The organism is Microcoleus sp. T3_A4 (assembly GCF_036700465.1).
Lineage (GTDB): Bacteria > Cyanobacteriota > Cyanobacteriia > Cyanobacteriales > Microcoleaceae > Microcoleus.
In genome coordinates, this window is sequence record NZ_JAUBOY010000057.1 from 1 (window position 1) to 26,012 (window position 26,012).

14 protein-coding genes and 1 pseudogene are annotated in these 26,012 nt (G+C 46.1%); 8 read left to right on the forward strand and 7 right to left on the reverse strand.

Annotation, left to right across the window (positions count from 1 at the left end; genetic code table 11):
* Nucleotides 1-54: 54 nt before the first annotated feature.
* Nucleotides 55-1,722, reverse strand: coding sequence for an AIPR family protein (locus tag QUA07_RS25395; protein WP_333330730.1), 1,668 nt, complete (start codon nt 1,720-1,722; stop codon nt 55-57).
* Nucleotides 1,723-2,021: 299 nt separating this feature from the next.
* Here QUA07_RS25395 and QUA07_RS25400 point away from each other — a divergent pair.
* Nucleotides 2,022-2,279: pseudogene (locus QUA07_RS25400) on the forward strand (ATP-binding cassette domain-containing protein); the annotation flags it as partial.
* A gap of 156 nt (nt 2,280-2,435) precedes the next feature.
* On the opposite strand, the gene QUA07_RS25405 reads toward QUA07_RS25400, so the two are convergent.
* Nucleotides 2,436-3,491 carry a hypothetical protein gene (locus QUA07_RS25405; protein ID WP_333330733.1) on the reverse strand — a complete coding sequence of 352 codons (1,056 nt, stop codon included), beginning with the start codon at nt 3,489-3,491 and terminating at the stop codon, nt 2,436-2,438.
* A 222-nt stretch (nt 3,492-3,713) separates the two neighbouring features.
* Between QUA07_RS25405 and QUA07_RS25410 the strand changes: the two genes are divergently transcribed.
* The 4 genes from QUA07_RS25410 (at nt 3,714) to QUA07_RS25425 (ending at nt 8,726) form a co-directional block, all read left to right on the forward strand.
* Nucleotides 3,714-3,884: a hypothetical protein gene (locus QUA07_RS25410; RefSeq protein WP_333330734.1), complete on the forward strand. Its 171-nt coding sequence runs from the start codon at nt 3,714-3,716 to the stop codon at nt 3,882-3,884.
* A 102-nt stretch (nt 3,885-3,986) separates the two neighbouring features.
* The gene (locus tag QUA07_RS25415; protein WP_333330737.1) at nt 3,987-5,909 is read left to right on the forward strand and encodes an ABC-F family ATP-binding cassette domain-containing protein; all 1,923 of its coding nucleotides are present in this window, start codon (nt 3,987-3,989) and stop codon (nt 5,907-5,909) included.
* 691 nt (nt 5,910-6,600) lie between these two features.
* Nucleotides 6,601-7,821, forward strand: coding sequence for a hypothetical protein (locus QUA07_RS25420; RefSeq protein WP_333330740.1), 1,221 nt, complete (start codon nt 6,601-6,603; stop codon nt 7,819-7,821).
* Nucleotides 7,822-8,147: 326 nt separating this feature from the next.
* Nucleotides 8,148-8,726: a TIGR04376 family protein gene (locus QUA07_RS25425; RefSeq protein WP_333082689.1), complete on the forward strand. Its 579-nt coding sequence runs from the start codon at nt 8,148-8,150 to the stop codon at nt 8,724-8,726.
* Between the two features lie 467 nt (nt 8,727-9,193).
* Here QUA07_RS25425 and QUA07_RS25430 read toward each other — a convergent pair whose 3' ends face one another.
* From QUA07_RS25430 to cbiD, 5 genes are all read right to left on the reverse strand, one after another.
* Nucleotides 9,194-10,090 (reverse strand): pirin family protein, encoded by an 897-nt coding sequence (locus tag QUA07_RS25430; protein WP_333330743.1) that lies wholly within the window; start codon nt 10,088-10,090, stop codon nt 9,194-9,196.
* Nucleotides 10,091-10,245: 155 nt separating this feature from the next.
* Nucleotides 10,246-10,461 carry a hypothetical protein gene (locus QUA07_RS25435; RefSeq protein ID WP_333076209.1) on the reverse strand — a complete coding sequence of 72 codons (216 nt, stop codon included), beginning with the start codon at nt 10,459-10,461 and terminating at the stop codon, nt 10,246-10,248.
* A gap of 305 nt (nt 10,462-10,766) precedes the next feature.
* Nucleotides 10,767-16,664, reverse strand: a complete 5,898-nt coding sequence (locus tag QUA07_RS25440) for a CHAT domain-containing protein (RefSeq protein ID WP_333330746.1) — start codon at nt 16,662-16,664, stop codon at nt 10,767-10,769.
* Nucleotides 16,665-17,369: 705 nt separating this feature from the next.
* Nucleotides 17,370-18,983: a glutamine-hydrolyzing GMP synthase gene (gene guaA / locus QUA07_RS25445; RefSeq protein ID WP_445242808.1), complete on the reverse strand. Its 1,614-nt coding sequence runs from the start codon at nt 18,981-18,983 to the stop codon at nt 17,370-17,372.
* Between the two features lie 335 nt (nt 18,984-19,318).
* Entirely contained in the window at nt 19,319-20,440 is a 1,122-nt protein-coding gene (cbiD, locus tag QUA07_RS25450) for a cobalt-precorrin-5B (C(1))-methyltransferase CbiD (protein ID WP_333330749.1), read from the reverse strand.
* A 718-nt stretch (nt 20,441-21,158) separates the two neighbouring features.
* Between cbiD and QUA07_RS25455 the strand changes: the two genes are divergently transcribed.
* From QUA07_RS25455 to QUA07_RS25465, 3 genes are all read left to right on the forward strand, one after another.
* Entirely contained in the window at nt 21,159-22,592 is a 1,434-nt protein-coding gene (locus QUA07_RS25455; protein ID WP_333330782.1) for an MFS transporter, read from the forward strand.
* Between the two features lie 610 nt (nt 22,593-23,202).
* On the forward strand, nt 23,203-24,234 hold the full coding sequence (locus QUA07_RS25460; RefSeq protein WP_333330752.1) for a DUF2235 domain-containing protein: 1,032 nt from the start codon (nt 23,203-23,205) through the stop codon (nt 24,232-24,234).
* A gap of 75 nt (nt 24,235-24,309) precedes the next feature.
* A complete protein-coding gene (locus tag QUA07_RS25465) occupies nt 24,310-25,956 on the forward strand; it encodes a peroxidase family protein (protein ID WP_333330755.1) in 1,647 nt (548 codons plus the stop codon).
* Nucleotides 25,957-26,012: the final 56 nt, after the last annotated feature.

Sequence of the window (26,012 nt, forward strand, 5' to 3'; positions counted from 1 at the left end):
TGAGATTGCACTCACTTTTTTCACTTCTCTATTTTATTGCGATCGCATTCCTCTTTAAAAACTGTCCGGAGTATTGCACTTAGTTAGATTCTTAAACAAATTGGCAAGGTATGAATCTGGATATTTTTCATTTATTACCTTTGCAGTAGCATTGATTGCAGTGGTAGTCTTCTCAGGAACTAAACATAGGATATCTTGTACGCCTTTTGTAGGGTCATCAAGATTACTGAGAAGCAGAGATCGAAATACCTGTCTAGCTATAAACCTATTGCCATGAATACGTAACATAGCTTCTCGTCCTTGCCTATTTCCTCGTTCGACTTTTAGATAATCCTCTATTGCACGGTAAATCTGTACAAGTTTCCAAAGCCTAATGCTGGAAAGACTAGAATTGAAAAGAGCTTTGTATGGTGCTTTAGAGACATCTTCATACAAAAGGCTCACCTTATATTTTGCCTGTACTGCGTAGGCAAGCTCAGAATGAGCACAGGCAACAGCAACTATCGCTTCTGAAAAATCAAAGCCAGTCCTATAATCACGAACGCTGTAGCCAGCTTTATAAACATATTCAATACCTTCGAGTTGCAACTCAGTTCGTATACGTTCTTGATTTTCAGTATCAAGCGATACAAAATCACGACTATCAATGCGGTTCTGAGTATTCGTTGTCCGTGTAACCCTTATACCGAAATCTTCTGGACAACTTTCAAGTGAAATAAATCGAATTGTAACAGCAGCCTTTGCAACTTGAGCGGGTGATTTTACGTTGGCGTTTGCAATAGCTCCTACAGTCTGCGCCCCGTTCACAATACTTACGTCAAGGCATTCAAATAAACCAGTTTCATGACTATTACCTCCCAATGGTTTCTTCCGAATCCTACCACATAGTGCTGTTATGCCATTATTAAAATACCAGAACCTTTCCGGTTCTGACAATAAGGTTTCTATAATACTCTGATTAATTTCTGTTTCACCAAGAAATGAGCGGATATTAGGAATTAAGAGTTGGGGATAATGATTATTCCACCAATTAGCCACTTCAGTTGCTGATACAAGACCATAGTATGCAGAATACGGTTCTCTAACTTGCCCCCAATCCTTTAAAATGACATCGAAGTTAATTGGTGCACCTAAAGTGCCCCTAGCTACGATTCCATGTAAGTTTCCTTGATTAAAGACTCTGAGATCCACAACTTCTGAAGGATCATTCATGTCTTTCAGGAAGTCATCGAAATCACGCTTCACCTCGTTGCTTAGTGTTGCTTGCCCAGTGTAAGCAAGTAGAAGAACTATTCTAGTATTTGCAAGAGACAATGCGTCAGTAATCTCGGTTCCACGGCTTTTGATTTTGTCATTGAAGCGCTCAAATTCTGCATTAATAAGAGCATTAACACCGTTAATGAATTTTAGAGAATCACCTTGTTCAATGCTACCTTTACCATCATGTCGCCACTTAGTTTGAACCAGAAAAAGAATCTTCTCTCGGCTGTCAAAATAGATGGCGTCAATTCCATTATCCTGAAACCCATCAGTTACAGTGGAGGCAGCTATATCTGGGCTTACATCAGCAATAAATAAAATTGAAAAAGCAGCGAGAGCCCGAGTTAAAAAAGCAGAATCTTTTTCAGCTTGTGACTTGCCTTTATAGTCATCCAGGTCAATTAAATTAATAAATAGTGATTTCAGCTTTGCTTCTATTTGCCGAAGGTGAAGGATACTCATAATAACCCTATAAATACCATAAAAACTTGAGGAACAAAAAAGATACAAAAATTATAATATCTTAATATATAAACTGTACAGCATACAGTTGTTATTTGTCAATCCCCACTGCCGATAGCCTTTTCCCTAACTCCCCATAAACATCTCGTATTCTTAACATTTATCAAGCTTTAGATAGTCATAAAAATCGAGTTCGCGCTTCTCTTGAAGAAGTTTCATCGGAACGACCGACCATACCGATGCAACCGGACTTGATCGAACTAAGTTAAACTAAGTCAGGTAAATGACTTTCTATACAGATGACTATTTTTACTCTACGATCGATCAAAAAAGACTTCGGCATCAAGGAACTCTTGACAGATGCCAGTTTCAGCCTCGATGAAGAGGATAAAGTCGGACTCATAGGCACAAACGGTTCCGGGAAATCAACCCTGCTGAAAATGATTGCAGGCTTGGAGTCGATCGACTCTGGCGATCGCTGGGTTAATCCAGGCTCTAAAATTGTCTATCTCCCCCAACAGCCGAATTTAAAGGAAAGTCACCAATATCGTTCTCAAAACCCCTTTTTTGACTCAATTAGAACCTCCACTTTACGAACCGCCAGTCTGATTAGCGTATTACCGCAGTTACGCTAGGATTGTTTGTCGTTGTGCTTTTGTACAGTACGCAGGATAACGGCCTAGTCGATCGGCAATTGCTACGTTGTAACAGAATTAGGTATGTGTACCCGAGATCGGACGATACCCGTGCAGGCGGTTGTAAGCCGCTTTTCTATAAGCTATTTTATGCTGAATGCTCCTGAGAGAAAACTCTGCCATGCGGCTAACCTGGGTTCTTTTGCTCCAACGCTTGTACCCATCGGCTACAGGGCCGGCAAGGAATTCATACCATCGCTGAATCATTTTTTCTGTGGTGAAATCTTCAGCGCGCTTTAGCCCGTTGGCTACCATTTTTTGATAAAGTTCAGGCTGTGACTTAAGTAGTTTAACTGCCTCAAATACTGCTTGAGGTGTTTTTACTTCGATATAATCAAGGTCTGATTGTCTCTGCTCGCGGAAAGCTGGCTCAGGCCCGAGTAAAGCTGGTACTCCCGCTACCCAAGCATTAACCAGTTTACTAGCTGGTTTTACTAAAGCATCTTTTTCAGTGAGATCGCGTACAGCTAAAACTAAATCATCGGTGCTGTAGTCATGCCACATAACAGGTTGATTTTCAGGTCTGCCATTAATTCTGAATGTGACACCCAGTTTTTCTAGTTCTTGCTTAAATTCAGGAGAACGAAACGATTCATATAGATTAACATCCCCACCTTTGAAAACAATATTTTCAATTGTACTGCCTCGTTCCTTCAGCCTCGGTATCAGACCAGGTTGGGGCCAGATAGGTATGAATATATCTGTTTTTGAATCCTCGACACAGGCTTTATTTTGCATAACAGTGAAATCGCAAAGAGGAGGTTGAAAACCATCACCACGACAACCTACAACAAAGGAGTTAAAAGTCCGATCCTTAATTCCTAAATCAAGGGAACTAACAACACAAATCTCTCCCGGAATAAATCGGTCGGAAATTGAGACATTGAGGTGCTTTCGTTTCAAATACAAATAGGTAAGGACAATCCAACATTCTTCGTTAGTTTGAATACGACCATGTAAGGAGCTGGGATCGAGGATTGATGTTTCAGAGGATTGAAATAGCTCAGGCCAAAGTTCAGGATACCGAACCACAAATGTCACAGGGTATGGAAGAGAGAGAACATTTATCGGCACAGCTTTTTCCTTTCGATTATCCTAATAGTTTTGAATTAGACGCCTTGTCTTCAAACTACTCTACTTCAAAATAAATGGTACCGCAACTGCCGTCAGCTCAACTAAATATAATTTACCTGTTATGGCAACCGGGGAGAGGATTGGACGCGCTCGACGAGCGCGCGGTGTAAAGATGCTTTTTGAAGGCGCAACACCGGATAACTTTTTTTAAGTAAAATTTGAATGCCAAAATCTTTTGTAAGCCAAGTCCCGCTGGCGAGTGGTCTTTCTTTGCGGGGTGTCTCCGTTTCTCTATCGCCCGGTTCGTGGCGCATTCCGGCTCAAGCACAAGCCAGGCCCGACAACAAAGAGCTGTATTGGCTAGCTTACTGCGAACAGATAAAAAGTCTGTAGCCTTGGTACAAAGTTTGTTTGGGGATTCCCTCAATAATCTTGTTTGTGCCGGAGTGGGAAGGTCAGCGCTAAACTAAGTCAGGTAAATGACTTTCTATACAGATGACTATTTTTACTCTGCGATCGATCAAAAAAGACTTCGGCATCAAGGAACTCTTGACAGATGCCAGCTTCAGCCTCGATGAAGGCGATAAAGTCGGACTCATCGGCACTAACGGTTCCGGCAAATCAACGCTGCTGAAAATGATTGCAGGCTTGGAGTCGATCGACTCTGGCGATCGCTGGGTCAATCCAGGGTCTACAATTGTCTATCTCCCCCAACAGCCGGATTTAGACGAAAATCACACAGTCTTAGAGCAAGTATTTGCCGACAGTGGCGAACAAATGGCTTTGGTGCGCGAATACGAGGAAATTTCCGATCAATTGTCCCACGGCAAAGGCGATACAGACAAGTTGATGGCGCGTCTGTCTGCAGTGTCTGAACGCATTGATGAGGTGGATGCGTGGGACTTGGAAACCAAGGCGAAATTGATTTTGACCAAGTTGGGGATTGAGGATTTTGATGCGAAAATTGCCGACTTGTCCGGCGGCTACCGCAAGCGAATTGCCTTAGCAACGGCGCTATTGTCCGAGCCCGATGTGTTGCTGATGGATGAACCGACAAACCACTTGGATGCCCTGTCTGTGGAGTGGTTGCAGAACTATTTGAACGGCTATCGCGGTGCTTTGTTGCTGATTACCCACGATCGCTATTTTCTCGATCGCGTTACCAATCGCATCCTGGAGATCGATCGCGGCGACCTTTACAATTATGCTGGCAATTACGCTTATTATTTGGAGAAAAAAGCCTTAGCTGAAGAATCCGCCGCCAGCAGTGTTCGCAAACACGCGGGTGTATTGCGGCGCGAATTGGAATGGCTCAAACGCGGGCCGAAAGCGCGGAGTACCAAGCAAAAAGCTCGGATCGATCGCATTAAAGATATGCGAGCCCAGGAGTTCAAAACAGCCAACGGCAAAGTCGAAATTGCCACAGCCGGCCGCCGGATTGGTAAGAAGGTGATTGAGTTACTGAATATCTGTAAAGCTTACGGCGATCGCACTTTAATTAAAGATTTTACCTACAATTTCACACCCGAAGACCGGATTGGAATTATTGGCTGCAACGGTGCGGGAAAATCGACGCTGATGGATATCATCACCGGACGCATTCAGCCGGATTCGGGTACTGTCGAAATTGGCACAACCATTCATATCGGTTATTTTGACCAGCATTCAGAGGATTTGACGCCGAACGAAGACCAACGAGTTATTGAATACTTGAAAAGTGTAGCCGAGTTGGTGCAAACGGCGGACGGGGAAATCATTACCGCTTCTCAAATGTTGGAAAAGTTTCTGTTTCCGCCGAACCAACAGTATGCACCCATTAACAAACTTTCTGGCGGGGAGAAGCGCCGATTATTTCTGTTGAAAGTGCTGATGAGTGCGCCCAACGTGCTGATTTTGGACGAACCGACAAACGACCTGGACGTGCAGACTTTGGCGGTTTTGGAGGATTATCTCGAAGATTTTAACGGCTGCGTGATTGTGGTGTCCCACGATCGCTATTTTCTCGATCGCACGATCGACATGGTTTTCGCCTTGGAACCGGGCGGCAATTTGCGTTTATATCCCGGCAATTATTCGGTGTATTTAGACTACAAAAAAGCGGAAGAAGCCAAGGAAATCAAAGGACAAAAAGAAAAAGAAAAACTTACACGCACCGCTGAATCTAACAATTTAAAAACCCCAAACTCCCCTCAAAAATCTACCAAAATTTCCTTTAATGAGAAGCGGGAATACGAACAATTAGAAAGTCAAATACCGCAGATGGAAGCTGAGAAACAAGAGATTGAAAAGAGGTTGTCTAACAATGCTCCCAGCGGGTTTGCCGAGGTGAAGAAGTTATCGGATCGTTTGGCTCAGTTGACGCAGCAGATCGATCGGGCGACTGAGCGCTGGTTGGAATTGGCCGAACGGGTGGGTTAATTTTTTGCGTTGTCCGAGTGTTGTGTTTAGCTCCTGTTAATAATGACAGGAGCTATAGGAATTATGAGGGAAAAAATCCCATGCTGAAACGAATATTATTTACCAATTACAATATTTTTTATATTACGAATAGTATTGTAAAACTTTATAAAGAAAATATTAGGAATAATGCTTATTTAGCCGACAATTTGGCAACCTTTGACAATTTATTACCTAAGTGTGATGAAGGTAGGGTAGTATTAAAGTTATAAAATCGGTTGCTTGTTACTACTGTAAAGCAAACTGACCAACAAACTTAAGACCGATAAAAGTCTGAAATCATTGTCAAAGCTGCAAGGCGATCGGAAACAGCGACAAAAAACCCGTTTTTTTTGCGATCGCCCCAAGTAAAGCTGTGTGTCAAAAACTGCGAAGGCCCGGAGGGTGGGGTTGACAAAAGCAGTAGAATATGCAGTAAAAGTCAGGGTAAGCAAATAAGACTGGCAGCAGAAAACAGGGGCGAAAAGTCCCAAAACAGGTAAAACAAAAGTCGATCGGGCAAAGTAAGTTGGCCGAGGACTAAAAATATGGTGATGAGTGAGATACAATTGACCTGTTCTGAGCCAAGAATTGTCAACATCACAAGTATCCTGTAGAAGTCTGATAGTTGAGAATCTCAGGGTTGTCGAGGAGCGGGAGCAAACAGAAAACTATGCCTCAAAAAGTAATCGCCAAACAGATGTCTTTGGAATCAGGGTCAGATCCGATCGCCGTGGTTGCGACAGTCGAAACAGTGCCAGCCGAAGCAGTGGCAGTAGAGTCCTACGCCGATCAGTTGATGGACGAACTGTTTGAAGGAGTCGATCGAGCATTCGACGGCAGCGGCGGACTGCCATCCGAGCCCGTGCAGCCAGAATTCGTGGCGCTCAAGTCGATCTCGGTACCTCAAATAGTTTTGTCGCAGTTGGCCCCCCCCCAGCCGCAGCGGGACGAAAAAGACGTAGAAGCGATCGCCCGCCAAGTCGCCCTAGAAACAGCCAAAAAACAGCAGTCCAAACAATCATTCGACAGAATGCTACTGGGAGCAGCATTTGGGTCGCTGCTGCTAGTCATGGGGTTATGGCTCGCAAGCAGGTCGGGACTCGTGCGCTTGCCCGCCGCCCCCGCACCAGAGGCACCCGCAGCAAGTGGCAAAACAGCACCAGATACCCCGTTTGTGGAATACGTGCAGCGCTCGCTAGAAGCGATCGAACAAAAAAAAGCACCCCAAGCTAACCCCCAACTTGCAGGAGTTCCCGCAGCCCCCACCCCAGGGACGCTGCCGAGCATTCCCATTTCCGGCGCGCCGCCGGCAACTGCAGGTCTTTCGACCGCAGTCAACCGCATTGCTAATGCCCTCGAACAAGCTGCCTCACAGCCGGGAGCACCAGCACCCCAAGTTGTAGTCATCCCTCCCCCCGCTCAGGTGACAGTGGCTCCGGCTGCTCCGGTAGCTGCGGCTCCCGCTGCTCCTCAAACCAGCGCAGTTTCCCCCTCACCTGCTGCTCCAGCCTCCGGTCGTGCGATCGCCGCTGCGGGAAATCGAGATCCCCTCGCCGCTTCCCCTTCCCCCTCGGAGTCTCCCCAGCCAAAGATTTTGGCTCGCGAAACCGAACCGGCACCAGCGCCTGCAGCCCAGCAATCCGCGCCCGCGCCGGAGCAATCCGCACCGGCCGTCAGCAGCGCCCCAACTTCCGCGCACACGCTGGTTGGGATTTTGGAGTTGGGCGATCGATCGGCTGCTTTGTTTGAAGTAGACGGCGTAGCCCGCAGAATTTATGTGGGCGAAAGCATCGGCGCTAGCGGTTGGACGCTGGCAGAAATCAAAAATCAAGAAGCTGTGATTCGCAAGGGAGGAGATGTGCGATCGGTTTTTGTCGGCCAAAAGTTCTAATCAGTCATCAATTATGAGTCATTAGTCATTAGTTATGAGTTAGATCATCGGTAATCGGTAATGGGCAGCGATCGGGCTGTATATCACGAGCAGTGAAAACAGTTATAATATAGGAACCGCCAAGACGTTCTTAATTGCTGAAACCATTGCTATTATTGCTTCTTGATTCTATCCGTTAAATCGCTTCCCCAATTCGTTACCGAACTTTCTTCTGCTATAACTAACAACTCAGGATCAATAATCGATCGCCAGTGACTAAGAACCAATGACTAATAACTAATGACAATGACTAATGACAATGACTAATGACTGAGGAATTATAAAAAATGGGCTTATTTGATGATTTCAGCCGCTTTCTAGAAACCAGATTAGAAGAATTTTTGCGTAGCAATCCCCATCTGGAATTGCAGGCAATAGAAGAACAACTGAAGGAACAAGAAGAAGACACTCTGCGGCTGATTCTCGATATCCAAAAACAAGAGAAAAAACTGCAAGCCGAAATTCTCTCCGCCGCCCAAGAAATTCAGCGCTGGAACGATCGCATCAACAAAGCTAAAGCTGCTCAAAGGCTCGATTTAGCTCAAGCAGCCCAAGAGCGGCAAGCAGCTTTGCTGCGTCAGGGAAATCAGCGCTGGGGTCAAATGCAAGGCTGCAAAGAACGGATTGAAAAAGCAAAAGAACTGTACCGCCAAATTCAAGTACGGCGAAAAGAAGTTCGAGCAAAAGCCGCAGAAGCTGCAACTCGAACTACCACCACGAAAACAGAGCCAAATTGGGATACAAAGGGTTGGAATCAGAGTTCAAATTATAATAGTTTTAATGCGGCCGATCCTTTAGAAGAAAAGTTTCAACGCTGGGAAGCAGACGAAGAACTCGATCGAATGAAGCGGAATATAGGCCGATAGTTACGAAAGCCTCCCCATCCTGTAGGGACGGGTTCAGCCGGAACTCGGATTCCTAATGCAAATATTCGTCAACCCCCCATAGGGTGCGGTATGGCGATCGCTCAATCCGACTTGATATAATTACCCTCCTAAAATTCTAGGGACAATTAATCATATCAAATCCGTTAGCATCGGAATAGTAAATTAGAGTTCACTGTTCACTGTTCACCGCGTCAACCGTCAACCGTCAACCGTCAACATCATTCCGGTTTAACCGGAAATGATATCAATCATCCCTACAATATTCTCACCTAATTAGTTGGCGTTGCAGATTTATGGTAGAAACAAAAGGTCTAATCAAGTAAAAAAATCTATGATTTTTCCTGGCTGTCAATCCACCAATCTGACGGGGTGACAACCCCCTCATGTGCAAAAGACAGATTCTGAATCAAAAAACTGTTTTTTAATTTAAATATCGCTGCGGTTATTCACAACGGTTGCTCGGCTTGAGAAGGTGGCTCTTCTGGCAGCGGAATAAACTCTGTCTCTTGAGGAACCTGACCAAACCGCCCCTCTCTCCAATCGAGTTTAGCTTGCTCAATGCGCGAGTGCCGACTCGAAACAAAATTCCACCACTTATGGCGCTCACCAACAGGTTCACCGCCAATCACAATACAACGAGCCTTGCCTGAAGCAGAAATGTTTACTTCAGTGCCGGAAGTGAGAACTGCCAACCGATGTTGTTCCAGAGGCACTCCATCGATAACAAGCCCCTCTGTTACGCTGTAAACCGCCTGTTCGCTGTAATGGCCCGGTAAGGTAAATTCTCTTCCAGCAGTCAGTTGTACGTCCAGATAAATCATGGGTGAAAATATTTGAACTGGGGAAGTGCGACCATAGGCCTCACCCGCAATTAGGGTGAACGAAACTCCTGCATCCTCCCAAACCGGCAGTTCAGTTGCCGGATGATGCCGAAACCAGGGGTCGGTTTCTTCGTATTCATCGGGAAGTGCTATCCAGGTTTGGATGCCATGCAGGATGGCTTCTTTGCTGCGTTCGTCGTCAGGCGTGCGTTCGGAGTGGACAATGCCTCGCCCTGCTGTCATCCAATTCACCGCACCGGGACGGATTTCTTGAACGCTGCCCACACTATCGCGATGCAGCAAAACCCCTTCAAAGAGGTAGGTGACGGTTGCTAAGTTGATGTGCGGATGGGGTCTGACATCCACGCCCCGGCCGGGTGGAAACACCGCAGGGCCCAGATGATCAAAAAAGATGAACGGGCCTACCAGCGCTAGAACGTCTGAGGGAAGCAAGCGACGGGCTTGGAATCCACCTAAATCTTGAATGTGTGGCTCAATGAGATGCTGGATGGTATCCGTCATAATGTTTATGAATTTGGGAACGCTAATCGTCTATCTCAAAAGTGCATTATACAAAAAGCTATCCTGGTAGAGGGCGATCGCAATATCAGTGACTGGTCTAAACTTTCCCCATCGAAAGCTCTTTTAGAGTGTCGAGTTCTCAACGAGCTTTCTGCTTACGAGATGATGGAGAGTTCATCACTGACTTGAATCCGACCTTTGACCAGGGAGCGAATCAGACGATCGAGTGAGCCACGTTCTTCTTCACTGATGGACTCATCAAGGATGGCGGCCATCATGCCGTAGCGGTCAGCCTTGGTAACGCGGTGGGTATCGGTGACAGTGGCAATTAATTCGTTGATAGCGCCGGGGAGAAGATTAACTGGAGACATGAAATTGTTTTGAACTCGACACCTTAATCATCTCGTGGTTTCTTCTAAGAGCAAGTGATGGTGCTAGTTTTTTTCCGTGATAATACTGAAAATATTGGGTGAACCAAGTCCGTGTTACCAGTGATTGAAGTCACAACATTGAAACCAATGCAGGGGTGGAACAATTACAACCCACCTTCAGCCCTTTGACTATCACACCGTAATAATTTTCGTCTTACACGAGTCTGAACTTCCTGCTGTGCAAAAGTTTCAGACCTTCATAGGAAGAACTACCTCTTGACGACAGGAAAATCTGCTTTTCCCGGTTAACGTTTCTCTGCTTCGCCAATGAGGGTAAAAGCGGCCCAATCTACAGGATTAGGATGTTTTACCAATGTCACCAGCATGGCTTTCCGCAGCGCTTGGGCAATATCAGGCGTTAGTTGCATCTGCCGATAAAATTCCGCCATCAAGTCGGCTGTTGATTCATCAGATACTGACCACAGAGAAACTACAACACTCGGAACGCCTGCTGCAATAAACGAGCGTGATAAACCAATGATGCCATCACCTGTAATACGACCGCGACCCGTATTGCAAGCACTCAAAACCACGAGTTCGGCATTCAACCTCAAATTGAAAATTTCGCTAGCAGTAAGTAAACCACTGTCATCCTTGCTTGGGGCAAGTGCTATGACTCCAGGTACCCCCAATCCCTCCACGTCATCCAGGATGCCGTGAGTTGCTAAATGCACGATGCCCGATCGCTCTATTTGCTGTAAAACTGCTACTTTTGTCGCTTTGTCGCCTGTGAGCGGTTCAGCATTCAAAAGCTGAGCGATCGCGATCGCTTCGGCTTCAGAGTGTGGGAGTGATGACAGTTGTTGAGGAGGTTGGTTCGTCGCAAAGGCAACACTTGGCATGGTAGGATTCCCAACGACTAGCGCACCTTTTCCTGAAGCAAGCTGTTGCTGTTTCTTGGTTAAAGACAGCACTTGAATTGAAGGTGCTGTTAAAATAGTATGTTTTTCTATCAAGTAGTTTCCCGAACTATCTTGCAGCGCGGCAAAGGGAACTAAGAACAAAGATTCATGAGGAATAAAGGTAATTCGCGACGCTGGATCTTGAGGTAGAAGGTCAGCAATTGGTTCGATCAGTAGTTGATAAAGCTCTTGCAATGACGGGTTTAAAAATCGTTGCTCGACAATAGGCCGGGTTGGGGTGGGATTTGTAGCTGGTTGGGAGCGCTGCTTGTTTCGCAGGCAACTGGGGATGAAGCAACGACCTTCAGTAATCAAGGCTTTTAATGAAGTTTTTTCCTCAACCAAACCTTTCAAAGTGATGCGACGAAAGTCAAATTTTCCGGTCGGCTGCATTACCCAGATATAAAGTTCTGAATCTTGCAGCTTTCTTTGACCATCAGCTTCTCTAACTTCTTTGATAATCGAGTAAGAAACTAAAGTAGAATTTTGTTCTTTAGCAATTTGCTGAATTTCCTGGATGTTGAGGGGTTTTATTTGACTTTCCGATGACTTTAGGGTAGCCTGGGCTGACTGGGAAGAAAAACGGTTGGTCAATAATCTAACAAAAGCTTGCGCCCGTCCCCGCTCTGTTATTTCTAGCGCTTTCTTATGCTGATTTTGATTAGCAAGCACTTCTTGCAACGTACTATAACTTGTTTCTTGGGTTTCAAAAATTGAAACTAAATTGAGGTCGTTATTTTCTAAATCTGACCGCAGAGATTCCCAAATTTCAATGGCTGAAAATAAAGCTTTGATAGCTTCTGCTGGTTGCTTTGCTTTGTATAAAGCGTCACCTAAATTTGTGAGTGCGCGACCTTCAGCGTGGCGATCGCTCAGTTCTCTGGCAATGACTAAACTTTGTTGGTGAGACTCAATCGCTTGACTATAATTTTTGACAGCATAGTAAGCAATTCCTAAATTCTCTAGAGCACGACCTTGAACGAAGCGATCGCCAAGTGCTGAGGCGATCGCTAAACTTTGCTTCTGATCATCAATTGCTTTGGCATAATCGGTTAGGGAATAGTGTACTAATCCCAAATTGCTCAAAGCAAGAGCTTCGCCTCGGCGATCGCGCTGCTGTTTAGCGAGCGCTAAACTTTGCTCTTGATATTCAACTGCCTTTTTATACTCTTTTTGGGCGTAGTAAACTAATCCCAAATTTCTCAGAACACTCGCTTCTAAATCAGCCGATTTTAGGGCATGCGCTACTTCCAAACTTTGCTGGTAGTATTCGATTGCTTTTTTATAATTGCCAATCGCGCCGTAAGCAGCTCCCAAACCAATAAAAGCTTGTCCCTTGCCCAATAAATCGTCCCTGGATTCAGCTTGTGCTAAGCGCTGCTGGTGATAAGAAATTGCTTTTTCATAATCTCCAATCGCGTAGTAAGTCGCGCCTAGATTGTTGAGCGCGTAGCCTTCCCTAGCGCGATCGCGGGAGAGTCTCGCCACCTCTAAATTCTGCTGGTAGCAGGCGATCGCTTTGCTGTAGTCTTTTGGCGCAGTCTGGAGAGGCAATCCTGGTTGCTGCCCCAGTAATTGTTCCTCAGTTAAGCATTGAGCGGCACTCGGTGTCAGGCTTGCTAAGTTTTGCGGTTCGCGATTTCGATCGCCATTAAGCTGGCTCAATTGTTGAGCGGCAAGAGTATTAGGATTTTCTGGCTGTGTATTAGAGACTTGCACTGAGACAGGTACAGTGGCTGCTGCAGTTGGTATTGCATCTGAGTTTGCAAGCGTTGGTACGAGTGGTGTGGTGATTGGGAGACGCAATGGTTCTGGCACGCCCCTTTCTGGTGGTAGCGTGGGAGTTAACCCAGGGGAAGGAAATTCTAATGGTTCTAGCACGCCCATTTCTGGTGGCAGTGTGGGAGCTAACCCAGAGGAAGGAGTATCAGGAGTATCAGGAGTATCTGGTTGTGATACACCTAAGCCTAGAGGTGCGATCGCAGGGAATTGAATCCCAGGTGGTGCGAGTGCAGCGAGTGCTGGTGGTTCTGGCGGTAGTAGGGGAGCTAACCCACCACTCCCAAAGCCGAGACCTCGCCAAAGATCTAATCGTGGACTGCCCAAAACAAGTGTAGGATCGGCCAGAGATATTAATCGGCTGCCACTGGTATCAATGCTGTTGGGGTTATTGCTGCTAGTAGCGAGGCGAATCGTACCCTCATAGCTGAGGATAGTACCGGGAGCGATCGCGCCCAAGGCTTGCAAAGTGATGTTTCCATCGGGTATACCCATCGGAGCGACAGAGGTGAGGAAGCTGTTTTTGGCATTAATACTGCCACCAGAGCTGAGCAAACTGATGTTGCCGCCTCCAGAGAGGATCGAACCCGCTACAGTGATATCTGTGTAGGAGCGGAGTACAATATTACCCCCAACTCCTGCGCTCGTGCTCGAATCTATTCTGTCTCCGGTGGCACTAAAACTGGATTCCCCTTGAAGGAGAATCGCGCTACCCCCAGAAGTTATGTTGCCTAAAGTAGTTAAACGAAACGCCTTCACCTCTATATTGCCACCCCTCCCTTGGGCAGATGTAGAATTTAAAGCGCCAATATTGAGCGTGATTCCCCCAAGTGGCTCATTCCCAAAACCAATCGCGCTATCGCCGGAAATAATATCTCTGACACTAACATCGGTTCCTGCAATCTCGATTACGCCACCTTTCCCCGTGCTGGAACTAGAATTTATTACCCCACTGACGTTGAGGTCGCCTATAAATAAGATCGAGCCACCTCCAGAAATGACATTTCCAATAGTTACAGGCCCTGCAAATGCGTTTACATAGATATCGCCTCCAACTCCACCGCTATAGCTGGAATTTAGGGTACTATTGCCAGCGTTAAAGCCGCCGGCGCTTTGGGTCAACACATAAATACGACCGCCACCGGAGGTTATATTCCCAGTCACAATGTCACCCCCAGTATCACTCCCACCAGTTTTGAGTTCGATCGCGCCTCCCACTCCTCTGTTAGAACTCGAATCAAAATTCCTAGCGCTGATGCTGCTGTTGTTATCGCTGACACTATTGAGACCGATATTGCCACCGTTTGAGACAATGTTTCCGGCTGCAATGCTACCAAATGCCAAAAGCCCGACATCCCCACCTGCACTGCCGCTGCCAGAGTTGAGATCGCCGACACCGATCGCACCTGCTGGACTGATGAGGGTAATGTTGCCACCGCTAGAGACAATATTTCCCGTTGCTATATTGCCGTAAGCATTGAGAGAGATGTTGCCCCCTCCGCTGCCACCATTCGCGTTCAGAGTGCTGGCGCCGGTGTCGATCGCACCTCGATTGCTAAGCAAGCTGATCTCGCCTGCTGTGATTCCGCTAGTGTCGATGCTGCCGGCACTGATGTTGCCTTCTCCATAAAGGGTGACTTTGCCTCCGTTTCCCAGGAAGCTAGAGGTTGTAATTCCACCGGTGGCGATCGCGTTTGTCCCATATAGGAAAACTGACCCACCGTTACCGACTATCGAGGAAGCGTTCAAGGTGTTGGCGCTCGTATTGATGCTTCCCCCCGCGCTGTAGAGGGTAATATTGCCGGCATTGCTCGTTGTTAAAGTTGAAGTATTCAGGTTTTCCGCTGCGATGTCGCCGGACGCTACCAGGGCGATATCTCCGCCATTTGAAGTAATGGATGCTGCTTGAATGCTGTTTGCAGCGCCTAAAAAAACTGAACCTGCGATCGCGATATTGCCAACTTGAATGCTGGCAGGTGAAGAACTGGCGGGTGCTAGAGTGCTGTTTTCAGTGAGGGGAGTGGGTAGGTTGCCAGCCGTAAAAACCAACTGCGGTCGATCGCTAGATGCAGAAGTGATAGCGAGATCGCCGGCTGCGATCGCGCCTTCTGCTTGCACTCCCAGAGAAGCGCCTGCGTAATTACCAAAGGAGACGTTTCCGCCTGAGACGATCGTAGAACCGCCTGAACTTGCCAAGTTGCCGGGGCTACCTTGAAGTGTGGCAATTGAGAAATCGCTGCCAGCTCTGAATAGGGCATCACCGGATACAGTAGCGTTGCTGGTAAGTGTGATGCGGCCGTCAGCGCTCAGTAAGCTTTGGGAGTGATTGCGAGCCCAGATGTCTATTAGGCGATCGCCCTGCACGGTTAGGTTTCCACCCACATCAGTAACAAAAGAGTTAGCCACGCTGTCGCGGATACGGACAATTTCCCCCGCTTGCAATTTCAAGTCACCGGTTGTTTGTAGTTGCCTGTTTGCTAGGGTCAGGTTACGCGCCGCTGACACAGTAGCCGTTTGAGCAGACACTGCTAAATTTTGGTTCGCACCTGTTGCCTGAGTGTCGGCAATTGCCACATCGCCCGCTTCTACCCGCAAGTCTGAATTCGTTAGCTGTACGCTTCCGTCGCTGTTAACTGTAACGCCTGTAGCGTTGTTGCTACCTCCTGTGAGCAGTTGGGACAGGGTGAGGGGATTAAACGGCACAGGGGTAGAACCTAGATTAGAAGAGGGGGAAATTTCTAAACTCAGCAGATGCCCTGCTTGAGAAATGCGGACTAAGTTTTCTCCGGGCACCGATGCGATCGCAATTTGCCCGGAAGGTGCTGACAAAGTACCGGGGCTGAAAACTGTTCCGCCTATTAAAGCTAGGGTTTGCCCGTTAGGTACGCTTAGTTGACCGAAATTTGCGATCGCCCCTGGCTGAGCTGTACCAAAATTTAAAATGCTTGGCGTTCCTATCAGCATCGCGTATTCATTAACGCCAACTGCCTGAAACCAATTGTTGCCAAATCCGATTCCGGTTGCTGTCGTTGCCAAAAATGAACCAGGCACGTTCAGTTGAGCGTTGGAACCAAAAACAATCCCCGCCGGATTCATCAAAAATAAGTTAGAACTACCGCCTATTACTTGAATTAAACCGTTAATATAAGAAGCATCGCCACCCACAACTCGCCCTAAAATATTGCGAATATTTGGATCAGAAATAAAGTTAACAATTTGACCGTCTGTGAGTCCAAACTGCTGAAAGCTATGAAAGAGATTAGTGCCGTCTTTTGAGCGCTGTCCGCCGTTGATGTTAAATTGATTGCCGGAGGCATTAACAGCAGTTCCTGTGCCATCGGGAGACGGAGTAATTTGCTGTCCTGTAGCCGCAGGTGAGAATAGTAATAAACCTAAAGCTACCACCCAAGTATAAGTCAAAAGTTGCTGTTGATATCTTTGAGTTATTCTTGTTGTAATCATTAGACTTCTCCCTGATTTTTTTTGCTGAACACGCTTAAATTATAATAAAACTTTTTCCTCAAAAAACATGAGTCGAGTTTAATCTCAGCAGGTTAAAAAGTGCGCTCATAGCTCAACTGGCGAACGTTTACAGAACCCATTTGAGATATAAGCGGCTGCAAGCCCGATCGGCATCAGCCTAATAACAATAGTCGGGAGAGTTTTTAGTTCCTAGTCTGAAACCCTTGATTTTTCCTTGGTAGTTCGATTGCCGAATCGCCTTGAAAGCGATATTCTACGGTTGGTTATCAAAAACTGTCCAAAGTCTTGTAATAAAACAAAGATTAACCTTGGCACTTGCATCAACTAGAGTTCTCTAAAAATTACTGACGAGGATTTTGCACGTCTATATCCAAGCATTTACCCGTTCTCTTCCCCTACCTTGCCACAACCGGAAAAAACAAAGATTCGAGGATGATCCACTCTTGGTCTGTGAGGCTGGTAGAGTATGGCATAACTACTTCTTGATACGAATTTTGCAGTCACTTTACTTCAATACAGTAAAAAATGTCAAATGGGTTCTATAAAAGCGATCGCCCTTCCCACTCCCCCATCCCCGGAAGTCGGTGAAGCGTAGCTATCGCATAGGGAATCGCCCTTTTATCCAAAATCAAAATAAGTAGACAGACAAAAAATTAGTCCGCCTACTTAATCCCTAACTAGAAATCACTCCCACTCGATCGTTCCCGGTGGCTTAGAAGTAATATCGTAAACCACCCGGTTCACCCCCTTAACCTCATTCACAATCCGGTTCGATATCAGTTCCAACAAATCGTAAGGAACCCGCGCCCAATCAGCCGTCATCCCGTCTTCACTCTTAATAAATCGCAGAACGATCGGGTAAGCATAAGTGCGCTGATCGCCCATCACGCCTACACTGCGAATCGGCAGCAAAACTGCAAAAGCTTGCCAAAGTTCACCGTACAATCCGTGCCGGTTAATTTCTTGGCGAACAATGAAGTCAGCATCCCGCAAAATATTTAGTCTCTCGGAGGTAACTTCTCCGATAATCCGAATCGCCAATCCCGGGCCTGGGAAAGGTTGTCGGTTCACGATTTCTTCGGGAAGCCCGATCGATCGGCCGACTTTTCGCACCTCATCCTTAAACAGTTTTCGCAGCGGTTCAATCAGCTTAAATCGCAAATCTTTCGGCAAACCGCCGACGTTGTGGTGGCTTTTAATTTTAACAGCAACTCGCTCGCCACTTTTCGGGTCTGCATTAGTGTCAGCCGACTCAATCACATCAGGATAAAGAGTGCCTTGGGCGAGGTAGTCGAAGGGGCCCAGACGCTTCGATTCTTCTTCAAATACGTTGATAAATTCGTGACCGATCCGCTTGCGTTTTACTTCAGGATCGGTAATCCCTTCAAGTTGAGCTAAAAAGCGTTCCCGAGCATTAACATATTCAACGTCAATGTGGAATTGCTCTTTAAATAATTTTACCAACCGTTCTGGTTCATACTTCCGCATAAACCCTTGGTCGATAAACATACAGGTAAGTTGGTCGCCGATCGCCTTGTGCAGCAAGAAAGCCAAAGTAGAAGAATCTACACCGCCGGATAGAGCCAGCAAAACTCGTTTATCCCCCACTTGTGCGCGAATTTCGCGAATCGATTCCTCAACAAAAGTAGCTGTCGTCCAAGTCGGTTCGCACTCGCAAATGTGGTAAACAAAATTGCGAATTAAAGCTATTCCCCCGATCGAGTGAACTACTTCTGGGTGAAACTGAACACCGTACAAATTTTTCTCGTGGTGAGCAACAGCAGCACACGGAGTATTGTCCGTGTGAGCGAGGATCTCAAAACCCGTCGGCAGTTGAGTACACGAGTCTCCGTGGCTCATCCACATCGTGCTGCCTTCTTCGACATTTGTCAGCAAATCAGTAGGATCGTCAATAAATAGCGATGCCTTGCCGTATTCCGCTAATTTCGATCGCTCAACCGTGCCTCCGAGCTGCTTGACCATCAACTGCATCCCGTAGCACACTCCCAACACCGGTATTCCCAAATTCCAAATTTCTGGGTCGCAGTGGGGTGCTTTTTCATCGTATACAGAACTCGGGCCTCCTGAAAGAATAATTCCTTTAGGATTGATAGCTTTTAACTGTTCAGCAGTAGTGCGGTAAGAAATAACTTCTGAATATACTTGAGTTTCGCGAATTCGACGAGCAATCAGTTCGGAATATTGCGAACCGAAGTCGAGAATCACGATGATCTGGCGATCAATCTGCTGCATTAAAGAGTTTGTGAGAACGGATTCAGTTTCTATTTTAGTAGTCACGGTTATTGCGTAATTGCTAAGTGATAATTGGGCAGAAAGTAGCGGACGTATCTGTCGCGGTCTCAGTACAATTCTAAGGAAGGCGAGGAACCATTGGTCGCTAGGAATAAATCTTATTTATACTAGATTGCAGTCAGCGATGTTAGTCTATTAATCGGGTACAAGGCAAGCATAGATTTACTTCGCTCCTTACCCTAATTAATTGAATTCTTGCTTCAGAAATAACTTCCAGAAGCAACCTAGTATAATTAAGGTCTAGGGACAGAGAATTATTACTTGTTAAATATTCTCCCTGACCGATGTTTTAAACAGAATTCAGGGGTATTCACACTACATTAACAAATTTGGGTCAAAAATGTATCTCCTATTTCACTTTTAACAATAATTTTGCGATCGCGCCCGAACATCACCGAGCCCACGGGGATGTGCAAGTTAGTGTGAGTAAAAATGCAATCCGATGACCGCAAGTCTATTTGTCGGGCGATGTCGCCGTAAATTTGATCGACCCAATTGCTGCCAGTTTGGGCGTCCAAAGCCCGCAATTGCCCGAGAGCATCTTCGGCTGTCGCTGCGGCAAAAATTGCGGAACACGCATCGGCAGGCATTCCAGCTTTAGCACAGTAAGCTGTGAGAATTTCCCTGCGCCCGTCAGCGAGGTGGTGGTGAGTGTGAAAAATTCCCGCCGCTAATTTCATCAGTTTCCCATGATAGCCAAACAGCAAAATTGACTGCACGCCCTGATATCCTGCTTCTACCAGCAGCGGGCCGAGCCAGTTAGCGGTTTTGACTAGCCTCTCAGGATTAATCCCCAGTTGTCGCGCCAAATCCAAACCGTTTTCGCCGATGCAGAAAACCAAACAGTCAAACAGTTCGGCTTTTTGTTGCAGTTGTTCGCGGTAAAGTTCCAACTGTCCAGGGGCACTGAGGGGTTGAGAAATGCCAGTTGTACCCAGCAGCGAAAGTCCTTCTACCACGCCGAAAGCTTCGTTAGAAGTCCGGGTGGCTAGTTGCCGCCCAGACGGCAGAATCAGGGTGACAGTAATTTTTTCTCCCCCTGCGAGTTCTCGGCTCAGATTCGATCGCAACAGCCGCATTGCGTAATCATAGATTGCCGCTCCTCCACCTGCTTTATGATGTCCAATTCCCTCCCCGCCAACAATCTGTATTTGTTCCCCCTCTCCTTCTCTCCGCAATTCCACCATTGCCCAAACGGGGGTATTGCGAGTCAGATCGAGATTGTCCCCCGGATCGGAGCGAGTCACACCTAAAGCGGTACCAGTTTTGAGTACAGACGCCTGTTCGATCGGAATTTCTACCGTTATTGGCGGTTCCAGTAAATTTACTGATACGCTATCTAGAGAGTGAATACCCTCACGCAAGCACCGCAAAGCTGCAAGTGCGGCCGCACAGGCAAATACTGGCAGTGTATACCCGGATAAAGGTTGAGTTTTGGTCACAATCTAATGCAGAAATCCGTAAATTTGCTGAGAATCGACATCACACCTTAGCAGTGATATCTCTCAAACGTTTAAGTTTAATTCTAGGGTTTGCTATTATCTGCAGTTAGCGTAATTTTTGTCAAGTAATAATTTTGTCCTAGCAGTTCCCGATCTCAGCCACAATTTTTTTGAGGTGCGGTAGCGGAACCCTCGTAGAGGATCGCCAATAACCCACTCCGAAGCCTTACGAGCACCTGCGGGGGATTTCCATAAACAACCCGGAATCTCGATCGCCAGCGCTAGGACTGAACCAACGGATTCCAGGAATTAGGTACAAATCGTCCTTCAGCAATATTCGGCAAGTCGATCGTCCTTCATTCTATAGATTTAGCTAGCCGTAAAGGTGCCAGAGGCGAGTCGAGGATCGGGCGCTAAATTTGCTTGGGCCTTTGGGGGACGTGTTTGAGGCGGAATTTGAGCAATTTTTGGCAGGCAAAATGCTGGGATCGCTTCTTTGTTAAGCCCTACAACCTACTTTTTTACAATTACCCAATTTATATCTCCCAAGCGGTTGATGTCCTAGCGATTGCCAGTCATTTATATTGATATGAATTACCCGGACGTGCCAGTCCTACTTTCGAGCTAGCCTCTTGAAGGTGGGGCTGGTTTTATCTAACCCTATTACTTCAATTCTCCAATCTAAAATCTAAAATCTACAATCTAAAATCGATTGACTATGGTTGAACCAGTTGCAGAGTTAAATGAACCTCTATCTCTTCAGACTCCAGAAATAGTAGACCCGAAAATATTTCAGCTCGTTCTCTCTGCAAAAACAGCTCTCAAAATTTCTAAAAAAGACGTTCGATCGACCCTGAAAGCCTCAACTTTAGACGGCGTTTTCGCGGCTGTCTTCGAGTCGGCGACTGGCGGCGTGCTGCTGAGCAACTTCTTGCTGCAACTCGGGGCGAGCAGCGTGGAAATAGGTATATTCTCGGCTATTCCGATGGTGGTAAATCTCCTGCAACCATTAGGAGCCTACATCGCAGATCAGACAACCAGCCGCCACTGGTACAACCTATTTGTATTCGGCGTGTCGCGGCTGCTGTGGCTGGTGCTGGCGGTGGCAATTGTTTGGGGTTCCCAGCACGCAGACCTCCACCAACTGCTGCAATGGACACTGGTAACAATCGTAGCAGCTAGCGTGCTGGCAGCTTTTGCCAATTCTAGCTGGTTCAGTTGGATGGCTACTGTGGTTCCTCAGCGCTTGCGGGGACGCTATTTTGGCTTTCGCAACAGTGCTGTCAGCCTCATCACTTTGCTGGGAGTGCCGTTGATGGGATTGGGAGTTTCAACTTGGGACGGCGGTCCCATTTTGGGCTACGGTATTGTTTTATTGGTGGGTGTTTTGGCGGGAATGATTAGTTTGGGGTGTCAATGCTTCATGGTTGATGTGAATCCCCAGGTCTACAAAAAAGATGCACAGAACGATCGACTTACAGAGAAAAAAGCAAAGCAAATAACAGATTTTGTGCCTTCTGTGCTGAAAGATTCTAATTTTTTAATGTTTATTCTGTACTTCAGTGTGTGGACATTTGCTGTTAATCTCAGCGCGCCTTTTTTTAATATCTACCTGCTGAAAGATTTAAGCTTGGATGTGAGTTTAGTAACGGTTTACACCAGCTTAAGTTCCGGGGCAAATCTACTGCTGCTGATGTTTTGGGGTAAGTTGGCCGATCGCTGGGGAAATCGCCCTCTGCTAATGGCGGTGGGGCTGGTGGTGGCGGTAACGCCTTTGCTGTGGTTGGGTACGGGCAATTACCCGTTTTCGGTGTGGGTGTGGCTGCCGCTGCTGCACTTGTTGGGGGGAACGACTTTAGGGGCGATCGCCCTGTGTAGTAACAATATTCAAATGGAGATAGCCTCGATCGAGCAACCTTCGACTTATTTTGCGATCGCCGCAGCGGTTTCGGGATTAGCTGGGGCTTTGGGAACTACCGCCGGCGGCTTTCTTGCCGAACTTCCGGGCATGAGTTTGGGAGCACTGTTTGCCCTCTCGGCTGCTGTGCGACTGGCAGGCTTGCTGCCTTTGGTTTTGGTGCGAGAACCTCGTAGCCAGTCGCTGCGGTCGATCGTCCCCACTTTTGGACGTTTCAAATTTAACCGGGGCTAGGAAATTTTCGTACAAATTTACCGATCGAGAAACCAGAAAAGCCCACCGCAGAAAATCTGAGAACGGCTGAAACAAATTTTAATCCACAACATAGTCCAAAGCTGCCACTTGTTCGTCCCCTACGTCACCATTATCTTGCAGCTAAATGACAAATAGATCAGATATAGCTGTTCTAAAAACTGACCTGGCATAGCGTAAATGTGTTTAAATGTTTCTTAGCTAGGGCGTCGGAGCGCTACTTCTGTTAGGAGAATCGAGCATTTTTCCCTAACCAAAGCTACTATTTCACACTCTGAATTTTTTACGTTTTAGCAGAAACGAGCATTTTCTCCGAACCAAACCTACGGTTTAACGCTCTAAGTTTTGAAGTTAAGAAATATAAATAAGATTCACATTTTAATACAATAAACTCGACTAGATGGTATTTTGGGACTAATATCCGGAGAATCGAAATAGCTAAAGATTGCCCAGCCAGATAACAATAGGGTCGAGCAAGAAATTAGGAGCGATCGCCTGACGCGATACAAAAACGGGAATTGGCAATTCTCTTGTAACCGATTACTAATGACACCTCGCTATCCAATTTCAGATTCAAAGAGAGAATTTAAAAATGAAACGTTTAATCGTTTGCTGTGATGGAACTTGGAACAAACTAGATACTCAGTGCCCAACTAATGTGGTTAGGCTTGCCCAGGCCGTGAAACGGACAGCCAGTGACGGGGTTCCGCAGATCGTGTTTTATGACGAGGGAATTGGAGTAGACAGTAACAAGATTGTGGGCGGAGTCACTGGGCTGGGAATCGATAAAAATATACAAGATGCCTATCGTTTTCTTTCTTTCAACTACGATCAGGGTGACGAAATCTATCTATTCGGGTTCAGTCGCGGTGCTTATACAGTCAGGAGTCTAGCGGGGATGATCTATTGCTCCGGTCTCCTATCCCGCCGTAACGTTACCATGGCATCACAAGCTTACGAGCTTTACCGTAAGCGAGAGATTTCACCAAAGCATCCGGAAGCAAAGAGTTTCCGCGAAAATTACGGCAAAGATAAGGGCGATCGCGTCCCGATTACCTTGCTTGGTTGTTTCGACACCGTTGGAGCCCTTGGTATTCCTCTTGTACCCGCCTTGAAGAAGTTTGAGGGACAGATCAAAACAAGGTACAAATTCCACGACACCACTTTAAATAAGGATATTGAGAATGCGTTGCACGCCGTTGCGATCGACGAAATTCGCGAAGTCTTTGATGTTACCCTGATGAAGAAAAATCCTGATGCCCCGACCCAGAAGCTTCGTCAAGTTTGGTTTCCAGGCGAGCATGGCTGCATCGGCGGTGGTACGCCAGAATACCGCGGGTTATCAGATGCTGTCTTAAAGTGGATGTTGGATCAAATCAGTGACCTTGAATTGAAGCTGGAATTCGAGCCAGAGGCCATTGAGGATATCAAGCCTGATTATAAGGCTTCATTTCAAAACAATCCTGGGTTCTTCAAATTTGCAGGAATCAAGTGGCGCGAGGTGGGGGAGACCCTTGAGGATCTTCATGAAAGCGCGATCGAGCGATTGAAAAAACGCCAAGACTATCGGCCTAAAAATCTGCAAAAGATTCTCTCCAAAGTAATTGAAAATATAGAAAAATAATCAAACTTTATCAATCTCTGAGAACCGAACATAAGAAGACGATCTAATCTACAACAATCGAAAGGAAAAGCAATCATGACAAGAGATACATCTCGAGATGGATTCAGCAACAAAGCTTTAGCATATACCTTGACTCATTTCAAACCAATTTGGGATTTAGTTCAAAGTTACGAGCCTCTGAAACGTAAACTAAACAAATTTTTTCTCAATAGTATCATTTACAAACTTCCCACTCGCCCGCTTCCCTATAGCTTAATGGGCTTAGATCCCAAAATTCCAGGGACAGATATTCCCAAGAAAACTGATACCTACATCTCTTGGGATTCACTTACAGACAAGACTTATACTGGGCGACATTTACCTCCCGACCCAGAATTTAACAAAGAAGGGAATTTACCACCACTGGAAAAAGTAAAGACCTTATTCCAAAAAAGAGATGGAAAAACCATTTATTCAGAAAAATCGACCCTGCTTTTTCCCTATTGGGTGCAGTGGTTTACAGATAGTTTTCTCCGGATAGATCAGCAAAACCGCTTCAAAAATACCTCCAACCATCAGATTGATATGTGTAATGTTTACGGGTTGACCCGCAAACAAACAAATATGCTCAGAGCTTTCAAAGATGGTAAATTTAAAACTCAAAAACTCAAGCGCCAAGATGGCGTAGAAGAAGAGTATCCACTCTTTTATTATGCCGATCCTGAGCAGGGTATTGTCGATCCTCAATTTGAAGGTCTTCATGCACCCCTTAATGATGAGAAAAGACAACCCCCCGAAAAGAAAAGCAAGCTATTTGCAATGGGAGTTGAACGGGCAAACGTCCAAATTGGCTATGTCATGCTCAACACTTTATGTATCAGGGAGCATAATCGAATTTGTGATGTTTTGTCCAAAAGCTATCCGCAATGGGACGATGAGAGGCTCTTCCAAACCGCGAGAAATATTCTCATGGTGATTGTTCTCAATATCATTATGGAAGAGTACATTTTCCACATTACGCCCTATAATTTTAGGTTCTTTGCCGATCCTGAAGCTTTTACCAAGGAAAGCTGGTATCGAGAAAATTGGATGGCGATTGAGTTTAGTTTTGTCTATCGCTGGCATAGTGCGGTTCCGGAAACCTTTATCTATGACGGCAAAGAAAAATCTATGTACGATTCCCTCTGGAATAATCAGATGTTAATCGATAAAGGCTTGGGTGCATTGATGGAAGAAACTTGTTCCCAACCAGGCACTAGAATTGGTTTGTTTAACACACCTGATTTTCAGATCGCAGGAACACCCTATACATTTATTGATGCTACCGAACTAGCATCTGTTAAACTCGGACGGCAGGCGCAGTTAGCCAGTTATAACGATTACCGCGAAATGTGTGGTTATCCCAGGGTGACTGATTTCAATCAAATTACGGGTGACGAATACGCTCAACAGAAATTAAAAGAGTTGTACGGTCATGTTGATAAGATTGAATTATTTGTGGGATTGTACGCTGAAGATGTCCGCCAAAATTCAGCAATTCCGCCTTTAGTAGCACGGATAATTGGCATTGATGCTTTCTCCCAAGCTTTAACTAATCCTTTGTTATCGCCTAAAGTCTTCAATAAGGAAACTTTTTCTGAGGTTGGTTGGGAAATTATCCAAAATACCAAAACAGTCTCTGATTTAGTGAATCGTAATGTTCCTCCAAGCGATCCCAAGTACAAAGTCTCCTTCGATCTTTAAGTTGTAGCTGACAAGTAAGACTCAAGGTAATGGGGGGCGCAAACACACCTGCGCCC

What these genes read in the sequence shown, in the direction of transcription:
- QUA07_RS25395 (WP_333330730.1), bottom strand. Translation starts at nt 1,722, where the DNA reads ATGAGTATCCTTCACCTTCGGCAAATAGAAGCAAAGCTGAAATCACTA.
- QUA07_RS25410 (WP_333330734.1), top strand. Translation starts at nt 3,714, where the DNA reads ATGCCAAAATCTTTTGTAAGCCAAGTCCCGCTGGCGAGTGGTCTTTCT.
- QUA07_RS25415 (WP_333330737.1), top strand. Translation starts at nt 3,987, where the DNA reads ATGACTATTTTTACTCTGCGATCGATCAAAAAAGACTTCGGCATCAAG.
- QUA07_RS25420 (WP_333330740.1), top strand. Translation starts at nt 6,601, where the DNA reads ATGCCTCAAAAAGTAATCGCCAAACAGATGTCTTTGGAATCAGGGTCA.
- QUA07_RS25425 (WP_333082689.1), top strand. Translation starts at nt 8,148, where the DNA reads ATGGGCTTATTTGATGATTTCAGCCGCTTTCTAGAAACCAGATTAGAA.
- QUA07_RS25430 (WP_333330743.1), bottom strand. Translation starts at nt 10,090, where the DNA reads ATGACGGATACCATCCAGCATCTCATTGAGCCACACATTCAAGATTTA.
- QUA07_RS25435 (WP_333076209.1), bottom strand. Translation starts at nt 10,461, where the DNA reads ATGTCTCCAGTTAATCTTCTCCCCGGCGCTATCAACGAATTAATTGCC.
- QUA07_RS25440 (WP_333330746.1), bottom strand. Translation starts at nt 16,664, where the DNA reads ATGATTACAACAAGAATAACTCAAAGATATCAACAGCAACTTTTGACT.
- QUA07_RS25455 (WP_333330782.1), top strand. Translation starts at nt 21,159, where the DNA reads ATGGTTGAACCAGTTGCAGAGTTAAATGAACCTCTATCTCTTCAGACT.
- QUA07_RS25460 (WP_333330752.1), top strand. Translation starts at nt 23,203, where the DNA reads ATGAAACGTTTAATCGTTTGCTGTGATGGAACTTGGAACAAACTAGAT.
- QUA07_RS25465 (WP_333330755.1), top strand. Translation starts at nt 24,310, where the DNA reads ATGACAAGAGATACATCTCGAGATGGATTCAGCAACAAAGCTTTAGCA.